Origin of the sequence: Aggregatibacter sp. Marseille-P9115, assembly GCF_920939465.1 — a bacterium.
Taxonomy (GTDB): Bacteria; Pseudomonadota; Gammaproteobacteria; order Enterobacterales; family Pasteurellaceae; genus Aggregatibacter; species Aggregatibacter segnis_B.
The window spans coordinates 2,003,927-2,021,284 of record NZ_OV100759.1; the positions used below are offsets into that span (position 1 = coordinate 2,003,927).

A 17,358-nucleotide genomic window follows, 5' to 3' on the forward strand; every position below is an offset into this window, starting at 1 on the left:
TTACTAGTACAACTTGCAGTGGTAGAGTAATACCACTTTTTCGGTCATTTTAGAATTTTATGAAGATAAGCGAGTGAACAATGAACACAAAAAACGATATTTCCATTGAAAACGACGATACGCGAATTGGCAAGATTGAACAGGTGTTACCCCCGATTGCCTTGCTAGAAAAATATCCGGCAAGCAGCGTTGCAGTGAAAACCGTGGAAAATGCCCGTCACGAAGCGCATAAAATTATTCATGGTGAAGATGATCGTTTACTTGTGGTTATCGGGCCTTGTTCCATTCATGATCCGAAAGCCGCATTAGAATATGCGAAACGTATTAAATTAATGCGCGAAAAATACCAAGATACCTTACAAATTATCATGCGTGTGTATTTTGAAAAACCGCGCACCACTGTGGGCTGGAAAGGCTTAATTAATGACCCGCACTTAAATAATACGTATGCCTTGAATGACGGTTTGCGTATGGCGCGTAAATTGTTGTCTGACATTAACGATTTAACCGTGCCGACCGCCGGCGAATTTTTGGATATGATCACACCGCAATATTTAGCGGATTTCATGAGTTGGGGCGCGATTGGCGCAAGAACCACCGAATCCCAAGTGCACCGTGAATTGGCTTCCGGTTTATCTTGTGCCGTTGGCTTTAAAAATGCGACTAACGGTGGCGTAAAAATTGCCTTAGACGCGATTGGTGCCGCAGAAGCACCGCATCATTTCTTGTCCGTCACGAAGTTTGGTCATTCTGCTATCGTTTCCACCAAAGGTAACGAAGACTGCCACATTATTTTACGCGGTGGCGACAATGGCCCGAATTACAGTGAACAAGATGTTGCTAACGTATGCGATGAACTTGCCAAAGCGGGTTATAGAGCCCATGTGATGGTGGATTTCAGCCATGCCAACAGCTGCAAACAATTTAAAAAACAATTGGATGTGAGCCGTGAAGTGGCACGTCAAATTGCGGCAGGTTCCGATAAAATTTTTGGTGTGATGATTGAAAGCCATTTGGTCGAAGGCCGTCAAGATTTGGTGGAAGGCAAACCTTTAACTTATGGCCAAAGCATCACCGACAGCTGTATCGGTTGGGAAGACAGTGAAAAAGTCTTACAAGCGTTATCCGATGCGGTGGCGGCAAAACGTAAATTAAAAGGTTGATCTTTCTTTTCATCCGTTCATTTCAAACAAAAGTGCGGTGGATTTTCAGAGCGAATTTCCACCGCACTTTTTTTGACTTTTAAGTTAAACCGCCTCCGGATTTGGTATATCATATAGGGACTTATTTTTATCCACTGAGGCAATAATGGCGTCTAAAAATTCTCCTCCTGCGAAAGACCAAAACACCACCAATTTGAACATTCCTCCTCATTCTATTGAAGCTGAACAAGCCGTGTTGGGCAGTATTTTGCTGAACAACATGTATTGGGATGATGTGGCAGAAAATGTGGTGAAAGAGGATTTTTACCGCTTTGAACATCGTCTGATTTTCGAGGAAATGGAAAAGCTGATTGCCCAGCAATCGCCGGTGGATTTAATTACCTTAGAACAGGCACTGAAAAGTCGAGAAGTCATCGAACAGGTAGGGGGCTTTGCTTATTTGGCGGAGCTTTCTAATAACACGCCAAGTGCTGCTAACGTGGTGGCTTATGCCAATGTGGTACGAGAAAAGGCGATCATGCGCGAGTTGATTTCCGTTGGGAACAAAATTGCGCAAAACAGCTATTCTCCGAAAGGGCAGGATGTGAAACATTTGTTGGATGAGGCAGAGCGAGAAGTTTTTTCCATTGCCGAGAAGCGCACATCCGGTACCGAAGGGCCACAAAATATCATTTCCATTCTGGAAAACACCATCAATAAAATCGAACAACTCAGCCAAATTAAAGATCATTCCGGTGTTACCGGCGTTTCCACCGGTTTCAAAGATTTAGATAAGAAAACGGCAGGTTTGCAAAAATCCGACTTGATTATTGTGGCGGCGCGTCCTTCCATGGGGAAAACTACCTTTGCCATGAACCTGTGTGAAAATGCAGCGTTAGGCAGTGATAAACCCGTATTGGTGTTCAGTTTAGAGATGCCGGCAGAACAAATTATGATGCGTAGCTTGGCGTCACTTTCTCGCGTGGATCAAACGAAAATTCGTACCGGTCAGGGTTTGGACGACAATGATTGGGCAAAAATTTCCAGCACCATGGGGATGCTTGCGAAAAAACCGAATTTATTTATTGACGATTCTTCCGGTTTAACGCCGACGGAGTTGCGTTCTCGTGCCAGACGGGTTTATCGTGAAAATAACGGCTTAAGTTTAATCATGGTGGACTACCTTCAATTAATGCGTGCCCCGGCATTTTCTGAGAATCGTAACTTAGAAATTGCAGAAATTTCCCGTTCTTTGAAAGCATTGGCAAAAGAATTAGAAGTGCCGGTGATCGCCCTGTCACAATTAAACCGAACCTTGGAAAACCGTCAGGATAAACGCCCGGTCAACTCAGACTTGCGTGAGTCAGGCTCCATTGAGCAGGATGCGGACTTGATTATGTTTATTTATCGTGACGAAGTGTATAACCGTGAATCGGAAGAAAAAGGCATTGCGGAAATTATTATCGGTAAACAGCGTAACGGGCCGATTGGACGCGTGAAGTTAGCATTCCAAGGTAATTTTTCCCGTTTTGATAACTTAGCAGAACATCATCATTACGATGACGAATATTAGATAACAGAGTAAAAGAGATAAAAAATGCATATGAAACCGGCAACAGCGAAAATCAGTTCTGTTGCGTTAAAACACAATATTCAAACCATTAAACAAAAAGCCCCAAACAGTAAAATTATTGCAGTAGTCAAAGCCAATGCTTACGGACACGGTGTCGTGTTTGTGTCTTCTGCCGTTGAAAGTCTGGTGGATTGCTTTGGCGTGGCGCGTTTAGAAGAAGCACTAAAATTACGCTCCAACGGCATTACCAAACCGATTTTGCTGTTAGAAGGTTTTTTCTCTTCTAAAGACTTACCGATTTTGGCTGTCAATAACATTCAAACTGTCGTGCATAGCCAAGAACAGTTAGACGCCCTTGAGCAAGCTCAAACGCCTAATCCGGTGAAAGTATGGTTGAAAATCGATACGGGAATGCATCGTTTAGGCGTGCATTTGGACGAAGTGGATAACTTTTATCAAAAACTCAAATCGCTTCCGTGCGTAGATCCGGATATTGGCTTTGTGAGTCACTTTAGCCGTGCTGATGAGTTAGAGTGCGGTTATACAGAAAAACAATTAAGTCGCTTTTTACAGGCAACGGAAGGCAAATCCGGTGAGCGGAGTATTTCCGCTTCCGGTGGTATTTTGTTCTGGCAGGACGCGCATTTAGATTGGATTCGTCCGGGCATTATTATGTACGGCATTTCACCGAATAATACACCGGGTAAAGAATACGGTTTAACACCGGTGATGAATTTAACGTCTTCTTTAATCGCCGTGCGCGAACATAAAAAAGGCGAGCCGGTGGGATACGGCGGTGTTTGGACAAGTGAAAAGGACACTAAAATTGGCGTGGTAGCCATTGGTTATGGTGATGGTTATCCACGTGATGTGCCGCAAGGTACGCCGGTTTATCTGAATGGTCGCCGTGTGCCGATTGTGGGTAAAGTGTCTATGGATATGCTGACCGTGGATCTTGGCGCTGACAGTCAAGACAAGGTCGGCGATGAAGTGATCTTGTGGGGTAAAGAATTACCGATTGAAGAAATCGCAGAAATTACGGGCGTTATCAGTTATGAATTAATCACCAAATTAACCCCGCGTGTATTAACCGAATACATTGATTAAATTTAAAGGAGTGCTTATGCAAAATATCAATCCAACCCAAACGAACGCATGGAAAGCGTTAACCCAACATCATGCGCAACGTAAGAATACAACGATTCAAGATTTATTCGCGCAAGAAAAAGATCGTTTCGCTAACTATTCTTTAACCTTTAACAACGAGATTTTGGTCGATTTTTCCAAAAATAACCTGACTCAAGAAACCCTTGCTTTATTGCGTCAACTTACTGAAGAGTGTGGTTTAACGCAAGCCAAAGAAGCCATGTTCAATGGCGAGAAAATCAATCGTACGGAAAATCGTGCTGTATTACATACCGCACTTCGTAATCGTTCCAATACACCGGTTTTCGTGGATGGCAAGGATGTGATGCCGGAAGTGAATGCCGTGCTCGCCAAAATGAAATCGTTCTGTGAACGTGTGATTTCCGGGGAATGGAAAGGTTATACCGGCAAAGCTATTACGGATGTGATCAATATCGGTATCGGCGGTTCCGATCTCGGCCCTTACATGGTGACCGAAGCGTTGCGTCCGTATAAAAATCATTTAACCATGCATTTTGTTTCCAACGTGGACGGTACACACATTGCGGAAACGTTGAAAAAAGTGAATCCGGAAACCACTTTAATTTTAGTGGCGTCCAAAACATTCACTACCCAAGAAACCATGACGAATGCGCTGTCTGCTCGTGATTGGTTCCTTGCCGCAGCAAAAGATCCTGCCCATGTGGCAAAACACTTTGCAGCGCTTTCAACCAATGCAAAAGCGGTCGCAGAATTCGGCATTGATACCAACAATATGTTTGAATTCTGGGATTGGGTTGGCGGTCGTTATTCTTTATGGTCTGCTATTGGTTTGTCTATTGCGCTTTCTATAGGCTTTGGAAACTTTGAAGCGTTATTAAGCGGTGCGCATGAAATGGATAAACATTTCCGCAATGCGCCGTTAGCACAAAATATTCCGACAACGTTGGCTTTAGTGGGCTTGTGGAACACCAACTTCTTGGGCGCACAAACGGAAGCGATTTTACCGTATGACCAATATTTACACCGTTTTGCCGCCTATTTCCAACAAGGCAATATGGAATCCAACGGTAAATATGTTGGCCGTGATGGAAAAGTGATCGACGGTTATCAAACCGGTCCAATTATTTGGGGCGAACCGGGCACGAACGGTCAGCACGCCTTTTATCAATTGATTCACCAAGGCACCACATTAATTCCTTGCGATTTCATTGCACCGGCGCAAAGCCATAATCCGTTGTCCGATCATCACAACAAATTGCTTTCCAACTTCTTTGCCCAAACCGAAGCGTTAGCGTTCGGTAAAACTAAAGAACAAGTGGAAGCAGAATTCTTGAGCGCGGGTAAAACCTTGGAAGACGTGAAAGACATCGTACCGTTTAAAGTGTTTACCGGTAACAAACCGACCAACTCCATTTTGTTACAAAAAATCACACCGTTTAGTTTAGGCGCGTTAATTGCCATGTACGAACACAAAATTTTCGTACAAGGTGTGTTGTTCAACATTTACAGTTTCGACCAATGGGGCGTGGAATTGGGCAAACAACTTGCCAACCGAATCCTGCCTGAATTGGTCACCAACGAGAAAGTGGAAAGCCACGACAGTTCAACCAACGGCTTGATTAATCAATTCAAAGCTTGGCGTTAATTCAGTCTGATTGGCAATGCTAATTAGCAATAAAGTGCGGTTATAAAAAACAGTGTTTTTTAACCGCACTTTGACTTTTCTTACTGCCAGAAAATGAATTTTATGCTAGAATCCGCGCACTATTTTTTATTCATCTTACAAAGGAAATCACATGAAAATTTTAGAAGGTCATATCGCTGCACCAGAAGCGAAAGTTTCCGTTGTTATCGGACGCTTTAACAGTTTTATCAATGAAAGTCTTTTGGAAGGTGCTCTTGATGCGTTGAAACGTGTCGGTCAAGTAAAAGACGAAAATATCACTTTAGTTCGTGTACCGGGTGCCTATGAATTGCCATTAGTTGCGCGTCGTTTGGCGGAAAGCAAAAAATTTGATGCGATCGTTGCTTTAGGCACGGTGATTCGTGGTGGTACAGCGCATTTTGAATATGTTGCAGGCGAAGCCAGCAGTGGTTTAGGCAAAGTGGCAATGGAATCTGACATTCCTGTAGCATTTGGCGTATTAACCACGGAAAATATCGAACAAGCTATTGAACGTGCCGGCACCAAAGCAGGCAATAAAGGCGCAGAAGCAGCATTGGTTGCGTTAGAAATGGTGAATCTTTTAAATCAAATTCAGGCAGCGTAAGTGACAATGACGGAACAAGTAAAAAAAATCTCTCCTCGTCGTCGTGCGCGTGAATGTGCCGTTCAAGCGTTATATTCTTGGGCGGTTTCACAAAATTCACCGGAAATCGTGGAACTCAATTTCATGACCGAACAGGACATGAAAGGCGTAGATACCCCGTATTTCCGTAAATTATTCCGCCAAACGGTGGAAAATGTGGAAGCTGTGGAACGCACTATGCAAGGCTACTTAGATCGTGGTTTAGAGGAACTGGATCCAATCGAAAAAGCCATTTTACGTTTAGCGGTGTATGAGCTGCAATTTGAGGCGGATGTGCCTTATAAAGTGGTGATCAACGAAGCGATCGAAGTCGCCAAAGTCTTTGGCGCAGATGAAAGCCACAAATACATCAACGGTGTGTTGGATAAAATCGCACCGGTTGTACGACGTTAATCTTCATTGAGACAAGGAGGCACAATGACAGAGGGTGAATTTGATATTATTCAACGCTATTTTACCGCCTCTAAACGTGTGCCTCGTAAAGATGTCCTCCTTTCTGTCGGTGACGATTGTGCCGTCACCGAATTAAATCCTAATCAGCATCTTGCGATTACCACCGACACCATGGTGGAAAACGTCCATTTCCTGCCGAATATTCGTCCTGCCGATTTGGCGTATAAAGCCGTTGCGTGCAATTTAAGCGATCTTGCTGCTATGGGCGCAGAGCCAGCTTGGATTTCATTAGCCTTAACCTTGCCAAAAATTGATCATGACTGGTTAGCGGAATTCAGCGAAAGTTTTTTTGACATTCTCGATCATTACAACGTGGATTTAATCGGTGGAGACACAACCAAAGGTCCTTTAAGCGTCACTATTACGGCGCAAGGTATTATGGCGAAGAACAAATGCCTTTGTCGCCATCACGCCAAAGTGGGCGATTGGATCTATGTATCCGGCACCTTGGGCGATAGCGCTGCGGGCTTGTCTTTCTTGTTACAAGGCAAAAGTGCGGTCAATTCTGCGCAAGAATATTTAATTCGCCGCCATTTACATCCAACACCAAGAGTGCTACTCGGCATGGAACTAGCGATGACCGGTTTTGTGAATGCCGCCGTGGATATTTCAGACGGGTTGGTTGCCGATCTTGGGCATATTTTAACGCGTAGCCAATGCGGCGCGGTGGTTGAGTTGGACAAACTCCCACTTTCAACCCAATTAGTGGATGAATTCGGTGCGGAACAAGCGGAACAATTTGCCTTATCGGGCGGTGAAGACTATGAGTTATGTTTTACCGTGCCGGATAGTCATAAAGCGAAATTAGAAAAAGCCTTGGCGCATCTTGGCATTTCTTATACCTGTGTCGGACAAATTCGTCATGCCGGCAAAAAGCGTATTCAATTTCAACGAAACGGCCAGCCGGTAGAGATTGTCACTCGCGGCGGTTTCGATCATTTTAAATAGGTCTTTTATTATGACTGCACCACAAAATCCCCTTGAACGGGTGACGTTGCGCAATCCTATTCATTTTCTCGCATTGGGTTTCGGCTCCGGTTTATTGCATCCGGCGCCCGGTACTTGGGGCAGTTTGGTGGGCGTCGTATTGGGGGCGTTATTATTGCCTTGGCTGGGTGCAAAAACGTTTTTTATATTGACCGCACTTTGTTTCTTTCTTGGCATTTGGTTATGCGAACGCACCAGCCACGACATGGGTGTGCACGATCATGGCAGCATTGTGTGGGATGAAATTGTCGCCGTTTTCTTGGTGCTGTTGGTGGTGCCGGAAGTGTCTTTATTTTGGTGCGCCGTTGCTTTCGTGACCTTCCGCCTGTTTGATATTTTAAAACCTTATCCAATTCGCTATTTTGACGAAAAACTTACCAATGGTTTTGGCATTATGGTGGATGATATTTTGGCGGCAGGTTATAGCATTCTCGTCATTCTTGCTTTAGCGCATTTTATCTAGCCACATCATGTTACATTTAATGTTCGTTCATTTAATGGGGTTGCTTTCGCCAGGGCCCGATTTCTTTTATGTCAGCCGTGCTGCGGCAACACATTCTCGGCGAACGGCAATTTATGGTGTGATTGGCATTACGATTGGTGTCACCATTTGGGCGACGGCTGCAGTGTTAGGTTTAGCGATTGTGTTCAAAACGATGCCGGCGTTGCAGGGTGTCGTAATGGTATTGGGTGGCGGCTATTTGTTTTATCTAGGGGTGAAAATGGCGCGTGTCACAACCAATGCGGTATTTGATGAAAGCAATTTGATACAAAACACAGCATCTAAAAATGAAATCATCAAAGGCTTGCTGGTGAATTTATCTAACGCCAAAGTGGTGATTTATTTCAGCAGTGTGATGTCTTTTGTCCTCGTCAACATCACTGAAACGCGGCAAATGTTGACCGCACTTTTGATTATCATGATAGAAACCTTTGTTTATTTCTATGTGATTTCCCTCTTATTTTCACGTTCCTTTGCAAAACGTTTTTATAGCCGATATAGTCGCTATATAGATAACGCTTCAGGCGTGATTTTTATTCTGTTCGGCGCGTACTTAATTTACAGTGGTGCGTTGAACATCATGAGTTAGTTTAAATCGGAGAAGATTATGGCTTTAAGAATTGCAATCGTAGGCGCAGGCGGACGCATGGGACGTCAGTTGATTCAAGCAGTACAGAACGCAGAAGGCGTAGCATTAGGTGCAGCATTTGAGCGAAAAGGTTCTTCATTGGTCGGTACGGATGCCGGTGAGTTGGCGGGCATTGGTCACTTAGGCATTCAAGTGGGCGATGATTTAAACGCGGTAAAAGAACAATTTGATGTGCTGATTGATTTCACCCGTCCGGAAGGAACCTTAGAACATTTGGCGTTTTGTGTGGCAAATCAGAAAAATATTATTATCGGCACAACAGGTTTTGATGACGCAGGTAAAGCCGCGATTAAAGCCGCTTCAGAGCATATTGGTGTTGTGTTTGCCTCTAACTTCAGTGTGGGCGTGAATCTGGTGTTCAAATTATTGGAAAAAGCCGCCAAAGTGATGGGCGATTATTGCGACATTGAAATCATTGAAGCGCACCATCGCCACAAAGTGGATGCGCCGTCCGGCACTGCACTTTCCATGGGCGAGCACATCGCGAAAACCTTGGGGCGTGATTTGAAAACTCACGGTGTATTTTGCCGTGATGGCATTATCGGTGAGCGTAAGCGTGATGAAATCGGTTTTTCTACGATTCGCGCCTCCGATGTGGTGGGTGAGCATAGCGTTTGGTTTGCCGACATCGGCGAACGCGTTGAAATTGCCCACAAAGCTTCCAGCCGTATGACCTTTGCTAACGGCGCCGTGCGTGCGGCGAAATGGCTTGAGGGAAAAGACAAGGGCTTGTTTGATATGACGGATGTGTTGGATTTGAATAATCTATAAAAATAGGGGCGAGTAAAGCCCCTTTTTTGTTCAGCTTCATTGATCAAAGTGCGGTCATTTTTCACGGTGTTTTTTACAGTTCAATCTCTAAATCCTCTTCCACCCGACAACAACACAATAAAATCTCATCTTGTTGTAAAAAGGCTAACGGTGTTTCCGCGTAGGACACTTTGCCTTTTTTTATTTTTACTCGGCAGGAGCCGCAATAGCCACTGCGGCATTGGTATTCATGGTAAATACCATGTTGTTCCAAGCGATTGAGGAGCGGGATTTGATTATCGTGTTCGATGGTTTGACGGCTGTGTAATAAATGAATTTTCATGATCATTAAAATAAAAAAGAGCAGTTAGAAAACTGCTCTAAATAGCATTGGGCGTATTGTAATCGAAATTAGATCCACACGAAATATGCCATGCCGCCAATTATTCCGATACAGAAAAGGTTGAGAATAAAGCCGACCTTTGCCATATCCACTTGTTTGACGTGGCCTGTTGCGAACACAATCGCATTCGGCGGCGTGGCGATTGGCAACATAAAGGCACAACTTGCACCACAGGCGATGATGGCGGCAAGAGCGATTGGTGGCAAGTTTAAGGTTTGTGCCACCGAAATCACAATCGGCATGATCAATGCTGCGCTGGCGGTGTTAGAGGTGAATTCTGTGAGGAAGATGATGAATGCGCTGACGACGAAACAAAGCACCCACAGCGGTTTTTCATTGGTAAATTGCACAATGGTGTCTGCCATGATTTTACTGGCACCGGAGTCTTTCATCACGATACTCAAGGTTAAACCACCGCCGAAAAGCATTAACACGCCCCATTCCACACGTTCTTGAATTTCTTTCCATTTGGCTACACCGGTCACGCCGATAATCACCACGACGGTTAAGGCGATAATACTGTCGAAACTATCAATTTTTTTCTCTAAGCCCAGTAAACCGGAGAACCACGGGTTAATGAGTGAACTAAACAGAAGCAGTAATGCCATCACGCTGAAGATAACGAGAGTGATGATGTTCTTTTTCGTGAAAGAGACTTTTTCAAGAGAAGGGGAAAATTCAACCTGAAAATTTGGGCGTAAAATCACCCAAAGGGCAAAGAGCATGGAAGGTAGCAAGAATAGCATTACCGGGAAGCCATAACCTAACCACTCGGTGAAAGTCACTTGAATTTGAGAGGCCAAGATGGCATTAGGAGCGCTACCGACTAAAGTGCCAATGCCGCCAATACTGGCACAGAACGCCATGCCTAATAAGGTAAACGCATACAGGCGATAATTTTTTTCTGCATTCAACCCTTTTAACATCCCAATGGTGAGTGGCAACATCATTGCGGCGACAGCAGTATTGTTGATCCACATGGATAAAAAGGTGGTCACCCCAAATAAATACGCCACGGAAAGTTTTAAATTGCCTTTGGCGAGTCGCACGATGTAGTTCGCAATGATTTTATCCAGTTGCTGAATTTGTAATACTGCTGCGATAACAAAGCCGCCGAAGAACATATAAATAATCGGGGTAGCAAAAGGTGCAAGGGCTTTCTGTGTGTTAATGAGCCCTAAACCAATGGCGAGAATCGGCACCATAAGCGAGGTCACCGTAATATTAAAGGCTTCTGTCAACCACAAAATACCGATGAACGTCAGCAATGCCAAGCCGCGGTTTTCCTTTGGGGAGAAGGGCAATGTGTTGATTAGCACCAACATCAAGATAAAATCCAAAACAAGAATAATCAGGCTTTTATGTTTAGCGAAGAAAGGGATTTGTGTCTGCATAATAAATGTCCTCCATGGCTGCTATTTATTAGCATTGTTTTAATAAACTAGAAACATTTTTTTAACAAAATTGTGACAGCTATCAAATATATTTTGTGAAGAAGAAAGAGATAAAAGTGCGGTGATTTTTATGAAAGGATTACATGCTTGTTTTAGTGAGTAGAGGAGGCAATCCTTGAGAAATAAAAAAGTGCGGTAGATTTTATCGGAATTTAAAAACACCCGAAAAATCCACCGCACTTTTAGCGATATGAAAGATTACAGATCGAAATCGTCGAAATCTTTGGTGTCCACTTTGGAGTCAATTTGACCCACAAGATAAGAACTCACTTCCACTTCTTGCGGTGCCACTTGTACGTTGTCGGAAACCAACCAGGCATTGATCCAAGGAATCGGGTTGGAGCGCGCTTGGAACGGCAATGGTAAACCGACTGCCTGCATACGGATATTGGTGATGTATTCCACGTATTGCACCAAAATGTCTCTGTTCAAACCGATCATGGAACCATCTTTAAACAAGTAATCTGCCCAGTCTTTTTCTTGTTCTGCTGCCGCTAAGAATAAATCGTAGGCTTCTTGTTTACATTCTTCTGCAATTTCAGCCATTTCAGGATCGTCTTGACCCGCTGCCATGATGTTTAAAATGTGCTGCGTACCGGTTAAGTGTAGCGCTTCATCACGGGCGATAAATTTAATGATTTTCGCATTGCCTTCCATTAATTGACGTTCAGCAAAGGCAAAAGAGCACGCGAAAGATACATAGAAACGAATGGCCTCAAGCGCGTTCACGCTCATTAAGCAAAGATAAAGTTGTTTTTTCAGATTACGCAAGGTGACGACACATTCTTTGCCATCCACGGTGTAAGTGCCTTCACCGTACAGGCTGTAAAGTTGGCTATCACGGATTAAATCGTCGTAGTAAGAAGAAATATCGCGCGCGCGTTTGATGATTTCTTCGTTGGTCACGATGTCGTCAAATACGATAGACGGATCGTTCACAATGTTACGGATAATGTGCGTGTAAGAACGGGAGTGGATGGTTTCGGAGAACGTCCAGGTCTCGATCCAGGTTTCTAATTCCGGAATGGACACCAACGGCAACAATGCCACGTTTGGGCTACGGCCTTGAATGGAATCCAACAAGGTTTGATATTTTAAGTTGCTGATGAAAATGTGTTTTTCATGTTCAGGCAATGCCGCATAGTCGATACGGTCTTGTGACACATCCACTTCTTCCGGACGCCAGAAGAAGGAAAGTTGTTTTTCAATGAGCTTTTCAAAGGTCTCATATTTTTGTTGATCGTAACGAGCAACGTTAACGTTTTGACCAAAGAACATCGGTTCTTTTAACTGGTCGTTTTTGTTTTGTGAGAAAGTAGTGTATGCCATGATTAATGCCCCAGTAAGTTTGTTAAAGCAGGTATAAATGGTGCTAGAGTAGTGAGTATACTCGCATGATTACTAATTAACTCAATAAAATTTTTATATTTTTCGCTAAATGTCTGTTTATTATTACTATCTTTCATCTGAAGTAATAATTTTAGCAATTCAGATTTCAACATTTCATCAATACTAGATATTGAATTGATAGCATTCTCTATATTATTGAACAATTCATTGCTATTTAGTTGAATATCTTGAGAAAATTCCTTGCTATTTGTGGCAACATTTTGCGTTCCTCCATAGAAATTAAAGGTATTTTGAACAATTTGCTCAACTTTCTTTATATCTGGAGTATTTATCATGGGATGCTCTCCTATGTTTGGATATTCTTGTTCTATTTTTAAGCAGAAATCAAGAATTATACTTCGTACTTTTTCTAATATTTCAGTAATTGCAGATAAAGGGATTTCTTGCCATGCATATAAACAAGTAGCATCTTTATAAATTTTACGTCCCTCTAGAACAACCAAATTATGATCCCAATCAGCCATTAACATGTCTGAAGTTGAATTATTAAGTAAATGCTCTAAAGTCGAGACTCCTCTAGACATGTAGCATATGTCTACATATTCTCTAAACTCTTCTCTTATCGCAGTAGAAGGTATATTCAAGTTTTTAACTAAATGGGCTGAAAATTGAAAGTCGCCTTTTGAATGTGCTGGAATTATACGATAAGAAGGGAAACTATCTTTATTGTCATATCCATTTATTTCTCTATTGACCCAATTTTTTAGCTCTTCATTTTTTAAGCGATAAGCAAGAATTTTGCATTTCATTAAAGTTTCATTTAATGAAAGGCTGTGATTTACACAGCCATTAATAATTTCTTGCAACAGAGTCATATAATTCCTTTAAATCTTACAAGCGCCGCCTGCACAGCCATCATCTAAATCTTCTTGGCTGTCTTCGGCACCGTCACGGGTGTTTTGATAGTAAAGGGTTTTTAAGCCGTATTTGTAAGCGGTTAACAGATCTTTTAACAACACTTTCATTGGTACTTTACCGTCTTCAAAACGTTTTGGATCGTAGTTGGTGTTGGCAGAGATGGCTTGGTCTACGAATTTTTGCATGATGCCGACCAAGTGTAAGTAGCCATCGTTGCCCGGGATGTCCCAAAGTAATTCGTAGTTTTCACCCAAGTTTTCATAATCCGGTACCACTTGTTTCAAAATACCGTCTTTCGAGGCTTTGACGCTCACATGGCCGCGTGGCGGTTCGATACCGTTGGTGGCGTTGGAAATCTGTGAAGAGGTTTCCGACGGCATTAAGGCAGTGAGGGTAGAGTTGCGCAAGCCGAATTCTTTAATGTCGCGGCGTAGGCTTTCCCAATCGTAATGCAACGGCTCGGAAGTTAAGCTGTCGATGTCTTTTTTGTATGTATCGATCGGCAAAATACCTTGTGCGTAAGTGGTTTCGTGGAAATATTCACACGCGCCTTGTTCTTTCGCCAAGTTCATGGAGGCTTTCAATAAGTAATATTGAATGGCTTCAAAAGTGCGGTGGGTTAAATCGTTGGCGCTGCCGTCAGAATAACGCACGCCGTGTTTCGCCAAGTAGTATGCATAGTTGATAACGCCGATACCTAAAGAACGACGGGCAAGGGAACTGCGTTTTGCCGCTGCCACCGGATAATCTTGGTAATCCAACAAGGCATCTAATGCGCGAACGGCAAGATCTGCCAAATTGTCTAGCTCGTCTAAGTTGTCCAATTTGCCTAAGTTAAAGGCAGAAAGGGTACAAAGAGCGATTTCACCTTCTTCATCATTAATGTTATTTAATGGTTTGGTGGGTAAGGCGATTTCCAAACACAGGTTGGATTGACGCACCGGTGCCACTTTTGGATCAAACGGTGAGTGGGTGTTGCAGTGATCCACGTTATGAATGTAAATACGACCGGTGGACGCACGTTCTTGCATTAATAAAGAGAACAATTCCACGGCTTTCACGGTACGTTTACGAATGGACGGATCCTGTTCATATTGTACGTAAAGTTCTTCAAACTTGTCTTGATCCGCAAAGAACGCTTCATAAAGTCCCGGTACGTCGGACGGGCTGAATAGGGTAATGTCGCCGCCTTTGATTAAGCGTTGGTACATTAATTTGTTGAGCTGTACGCCGTAGTCCATGTGACGCACGCGGTTGTCTTCCACACCACGGTTGTTTTTCAACACCAACAGGCTTTCTACTTCTAAGTGCCAAATCGGGTAATACACGGTTGCCGCACCACCACGCACGCCGCCTTGAGAACAAGATTTCACGGCAGTTTGGAAATATTTATAGAACGGAATACAGCCGGTATGGAACGCTTCGCCGCCACGAATTGGGCTACCTAGCGCACGAATCGCACCGGCATTCACACCGATACCGGCTCGTTGAGAAACGTATTTCACGATGGCAGAGGCGGTGGCGTTAATGGAATCCAAGCTGTCGCCACACTCGATCAACACACAAGAGCTGAATTGACGGGTTGGGGTACGCACGCCTGCCATGATTGGGGTTGGCAAGGAGATTTTGAAGGTGGAAGTCGCATCGTAGAAACGACGGATATAATCCAAGCGAGTTTCTTGCGGATATTTAGAGAACAGACTTGCCGCCACTAATAAATAGAGGAATTGGGCGGATTCGTAGATCTCACCGGTCACGCGGTTTTGAACGAGATATTTACCTTCTAATTGTTTTACTGCCGCATAAGAGAAGGTCATGTCGCGCCAATGGTCGATAAAACCGTCCATTTCGTCCCATTCTTCACGGGTGTAATCATCTAATAGGGCGTGATCGTATTTGCCCATGCGCACGAGTTTTTTCACATGATCGTATAAACGCGGCGGATCGAAATGGCCGTAAGCCTTTTTACGCAAATGGAACACCGCAAGGCGTGCAGCAAGGTATTGATAATCCGGCGTATCTTTGCTGATTAAGTCTGCAGCTGCTTTGATAATGGTTTCGTGAATATCAGAGGTACGAATACCTTCATAAAACTGAATGTGAGAACGCAATTCCACTTGTGAGACGGACACATTCTCCAGTCCTTCTGCCGCCCATGTAATTACGCGGTGGATTTTATCGAGGTTAATTGGTTCCAGTTTTCCGTCACGTTTGGTGACCATGAGTGCTTTATTCATAGAAGATGCCCGCTCCTTGTGAAATATGTTAAAACACAATATATAGTTATTGTTTGAAAAATTGCGCACAAGATAATGTGTTAAAAGTGAAAGTTCAAGCACTAAATTTTTCATTTAAATTATTGACATCAAATAACTGTTTATAAATTAAGGAAGAATTTTTCTAAGGGTAAAGATTGCATGAGTAAATTTGTGCGCGAGATCAAATTTTGAATTAAAAGAGGATCCAAGAATGTTTTTTAGGATCAAAGTGCGGTCTTTTTTCCCAACAAATATTAAACCACAACGACAGGTTCATCGTTTTTGTTTACAGGTGATTGGTTGTACCTGTGTTTACCAGGCTTTCATTGGCATAAAAATTAAACGCAATCGATTTCGATTTTTCATTTAATAACATATAATCTCAGCCTTTCATTATTTAAGTTTAAGAGAGCGTTCAAATGCAAAAATGGTTTAAACAGAGTTTAGGTTTGGTGTGTCTTTCGTCTTTATTTTTTAGCCAACAGGCGGCGGCGGAAGGACGTTTGACCGTGTATTGCACGGTGCAAAATGCCTTGTGTGAAAAGGTAACGACGCAGTTTGGTGAAAAATATGACGTGAAAACCGAATTTGTACACGGGGGCACGGAAACCATTTTTGGCAAGATCAACGCGGAGAAAGACAATCCGCAGGCAGATTTTTGGTATGGCGGTACTATTGAGCCGCATTTCCAGGCGGGCGAGTTGGGTTTGCTAGAAGCCTACCGTTCGCCAAAACAAGCGGAAATTTTACCGCAGTTTAAACCACTCATGGCGCAAAAGGGTGATTTCACTTCGGTGGCATACATGTTGGTGTTGGGCTTTGGTGTGAATACACAAAAATTGGCACAACTGGGTTTGCCCGCGCCACAAAGCTGGGAAGATTTGCTCAAACCGGAATATAAAGGTGAAATTCAACTGCCGGATCCGCGCGCTTCCGGCACGACCTATACCATCATGGCAACCTTGATTCAACTTTGGGGCGAAGAGAAGGCCTTTGATTATTTGAAAAAGCTTAATGAAAACGTCTCACAATATGTAAAAAGTAATTTAGTGACGGCGAATTTATCTCGTGGTGAAAGTGCGGTGAGTGTCGGTTTTGTGCATGCGTATGCCACCGAAAAAGAAAAAGGCGCACCGGTGGAAACGGTGATCCCACAAGGTAAAACCGGTTATGCATTGGGTGGTGCGAGTATTATTAAAGGCGCACGCAACCTCGATAATGCCAAACTTTTTATGGATTTTGTGTTGTCGAAAGAGGTGCAGGAAATGCCATGGCGTGAATTCGGTTTATATCAAATCCCAACCAATGCCAATGCGGAATCTTCACCAAAATCCGTTGACCCGAAGAAATTAGATTTTGTTGAATTTGATTTTGTGAAATTTGGCTCTAAAGACGAAGGCAAGCGATTAATTAATAAGTGGCTGGCTGACATCAAATTATCGAAATAATCCTTCCTATGCTCGGTATAAATATCGTGCCGAG

Annotated in this window: 16 protein-coding genes; 11 read left to right on the forward strand and 5 right to left on the reverse strand. The window is 43.3% G+C overall.

Translation table 11 applies throughout. The annotated features are described in order from the left end of the window. Positions 1-80 precede the first annotated feature (80 nt). From aroG to dapB, 10 genes are all read left to right on the forward strand, one after another. Positions 81-1,163, forward strand: a complete 1,083-nt coding sequence (gene aroG, locus LQ983_RS09635) for a 3-deoxy-7-phosphoheptulonate synthase AroG (RefSeq protein WP_304504418.1) — start codon at positions 81-83, stop codon at positions 1,161-1,163. Positions 1,164-1,308: 145 nt separating this feature from the next. Then, the gene (locus LQ983_RS09640) at positions 1,309-2,715 is read left to right on the forward strand and encodes a replicative DNA helicase (protein WP_230622522.1); all 1,407 of its coding nucleotides are present in this window, start codon (positions 1,309-1,311) and stop codon (positions 2,713-2,715) included. Between the two features lie 30 nt (positions 2,716-2,745). Then, positions 2,746-3,822 carry an alanine racemase gene (alr, locus tag LQ983_RS09645; protein ID WP_230622647.1) on the forward strand — a complete coding sequence of 359 codons (1,077 nt, stop codon included), beginning with the start codon at positions 2,746-2,748 and terminating at the stop codon, positions 3,820-3,822. Positions 3,823-3,838: 16 nt separating this feature from the next. Continuing rightward, positions 3,839-5,488, forward strand: coding sequence for a glucose-6-phosphate isomerase (pgi, locus tag LQ983_RS09650; protein ID WP_230622523.1), 1,650 nt, complete (start codon positions 3,839-3,841; stop codon positions 5,486-5,488). A 151-nt stretch (positions 5,489-5,639) separates the two neighbouring features. After that, entirely contained in the window at positions 5,640-6,113 is a 474-nt protein-coding gene (gene ribE, locus LQ983_RS09655; protein ID WP_230622524.1) for a 6,7-dimethyl-8-ribityllumazine synthase, read from the forward strand. A 6-nt stretch (positions 6,114-6,119) separates the two neighbouring features. Then, positions 6,120-6,545, forward strand: coding sequence for a transcription antitermination factor NusB (gene nusB, locus LQ983_RS09660; RefSeq protein ID WP_109103870.1), 426 nt, complete (start codon positions 6,120-6,122; stop codon positions 6,543-6,545). A 24-nt stretch (positions 6,546-6,569) separates the two neighbouring features. Continuing rightward, entirely contained in the window at positions 6,570-7,553 is a 984-nt protein-coding gene (gene thiL / locus LQ983_RS09665; protein WP_230622525.1) for a thiamine-phosphate kinase, read from the forward strand. Positions 7,554-7,563: 10 nt separating this feature from the next. Beyond that, complete coding sequence (locus tag LQ983_RS09670) at positions 7,564-8,055, forward strand: phosphatidylglycerophosphatase A (protein ID WP_230622526.1); 492 nt, start codon at positions 7,564-7,566, stop codon at positions 8,053-8,055. Between the two features lie 7 nt (positions 8,056-8,062). After that, positions 8,063-8,683 (forward strand): LysE family transporter, encoded by a 621-nt coding sequence (locus LQ983_RS09675; protein ID WP_230622527.1) that lies wholly within the window; start codon positions 8,063-8,065, stop codon positions 8,681-8,683. Between the two features lie 18 nt (positions 8,684-8,701). Further along, positions 8,702-9,514: a 4-hydroxy-tetrahydrodipicolinate reductase gene (gene dapB / locus LQ983_RS09680; protein ID WP_230622528.1), complete on the forward strand. Its 813-nt coding sequence runs from the start codon at positions 8,702-8,704 to the stop codon at positions 9,512-9,514. A gap of 73 nt (positions 9,515-9,587) precedes the next feature. Here the strand turns inward: dapB and yfaE are convergent, their stop codons facing one another. From yfaE to nrdA, 5 genes are all read right to left on the reverse strand, one after another. After that, complete coding sequence (gene yfaE / locus LQ983_RS09685) at positions 9,588-9,836, reverse strand: class I ribonucleotide reductase maintenance protein YfaE (protein ID WP_109858783.1); 249 nt, start codon at positions 9,834-9,836, stop codon at positions 9,588-9,590. 68 nt (positions 9,837-9,904) lie between these two features. Continuing rightward, positions 9,905-11,290: a DASS family sodium-coupled anion symporter gene (locus tag LQ983_RS09690; RefSeq protein WP_230622529.1), complete on the reverse strand. Its 1,386-nt coding sequence runs from the start codon at positions 11,288-11,290 to the stop codon at positions 9,905-9,907. A 258-nt stretch (positions 11,291-11,548) separates the two neighbouring features. Further along, the gene (nrdB, locus tag LQ983_RS09695; RefSeq protein ID WP_005700384.1) at positions 11,549-12,679 is read right to left on the reverse strand and encodes a class Ia ribonucleoside-diphosphate reductase subunit beta; all 1,131 of its coding nucleotides are present in this window, start codon (positions 12,677-12,679) and stop codon (positions 11,549-11,551) included. Positions 12,680-12,681: 2 nt separating this feature from the next. Beyond that, the gene (locus tag LQ983_RS09700; protein WP_230622530.1) at positions 12,682-13,575 is read right to left on the reverse strand and encodes a hypothetical protein; all 894 of its coding nucleotides are present in this window, start codon (positions 13,573-13,575) and stop codon (positions 12,682-12,684) included. Positions 13,576-13,584: 9 nt separating this feature from the next. Next, positions 13,585-15,855: a class 1a ribonucleoside-diphosphate reductase subunit alpha gene (gene nrdA / locus LQ983_RS09705; RefSeq protein WP_230622531.1), complete on the reverse strand. Its 2,271-nt coding sequence runs from the start codon at positions 15,853-15,855 to the stop codon at positions 13,585-13,587. A 440-nt stretch (positions 15,856-16,295) separates the two neighbouring features. Between nrdA and LQ983_RS09710 the strand changes: the two genes are divergently transcribed. Then, positions 16,296-17,324, forward strand: coding sequence for an ABC transporter substrate-binding protein (locus LQ983_RS09710; protein ID WP_111294172.1), 1,029 nt, complete (start codon positions 16,296-16,298; stop codon positions 17,322-17,324). Positions 17,325-17,358: the final 34 nt, after the last annotated feature.